Here is a 1,035-nt window from a genome sequence, read left to right as displayed (position 1 = left end):
CCCCGTGGCCCGGCAGCACCCACTCGAACCGCAGCCGGTCCGCCGTGCGGGCCAGGGACGCGGCCAGTTCCTCGATGGAGTACCAGGTCACGCTGTCGGCGACTTCCAGGTCCCCGGTCGTACGCGACCAGTAGAAGCTGTCGCCGCTGAAGCAGTACCGGTCGTCGGCGAGGTACAGCAGGCTGCCCCGGGTGTGTCCGGGCAGGGGGTGGACGGTGACGCCCTCGGCGATCTCCCGTGGTTCCGGTCCGCGGATCACCTCGTCCGCGTCCGGCGCCGCGTCCAGGTCGCCTTCGTGGATCCACAGCCGGGCGCCGAAGTGGTCGGCGTAGCGGCGGCCGTGCGCGGCGTGGTCGCGATGGGTGAGCAGCACATCGGTGACCGGGCCGCCGGCCGTGTACCGCTCGGCGAGTTCACTGCTCCAGCGCGGGGTGTCGATCATCATCCGGGTGCCGGACGGCCGCAGCAGCAGGTACGAGTTGGCGCCGGCGGTGTGGGTCGAGTTGTGGCCGCAGATCAGCACGCCGTCGTCCAGGGCCAGCGGGAACGGGTCCAGCGACCGGTCCGCACGGCCGGTCGCCGGCCGGATCGAGCGGGTGTGGCAGGCGAAGACCGCGGCGTGCAGGCGCCGGTTCTCCGCCTCGCCGGCGGGCGGGCGCAGGATCCGCGACTTCCCGCCGGCCTCGCCGATCAGCTCGGGCGCGAACTGCCGGGCCACGTCGCAGTTCGTGCAGCGGTCGTCCACATACCATCCGTCCACGGCCGGGCTCCTTCCTCACGGGCGGCCCCCGTCCGGGGCCGCCCCCCGCCAGGGGCATCCCGCCCCCTTCCAGAGGTATCCCGTCGGCCGCCGGAACCGGAACCCCGTGCCTGTCTTGTGGTTTCCGTGCCCGGGCGCTCTGCGCGCCCGGGCACGGACGGTCCGCGGCGGACGGTCTTCCGGGCGGCTCAGGGCCGTACCTCGAAGCCGCCCCGGCCGTCGAACCGCACCTCGTACACCGCGTCGAACCCGTCCGCCACCGAGGGTCTGCGCAG

General features: G+C 73.9%; 1 protein-coding gene. It reads right to left on the bottom strand.

Annotation, left to right across the window (positions count from 1 at the left end; translation table 11 throughout):
• Positions 1-760, bottom strand: a 760-nt coding sequence (locus H5J33_RS36360; protein WP_181798936.1) for an MBL fold metallo-hydrolase, incomplete at its 3' end; no start/stop codon positions are given.
• Positions 761-1,035: the final 275 nt, after the last annotated feature.

The organism is Streptomyces sp. WELS2, from assembly GCF_013870595.1.
Lineage (GTDB): Bacteria > Actinomycetota > Actinomycetes > Streptomycetales > Streptomycetaceae > Streptomyces.
The sequence above is the reverse complement of the archived record's forward strand: the minus strand, read 5'-3'. Positions and strand labels throughout refer to the sequence as shown.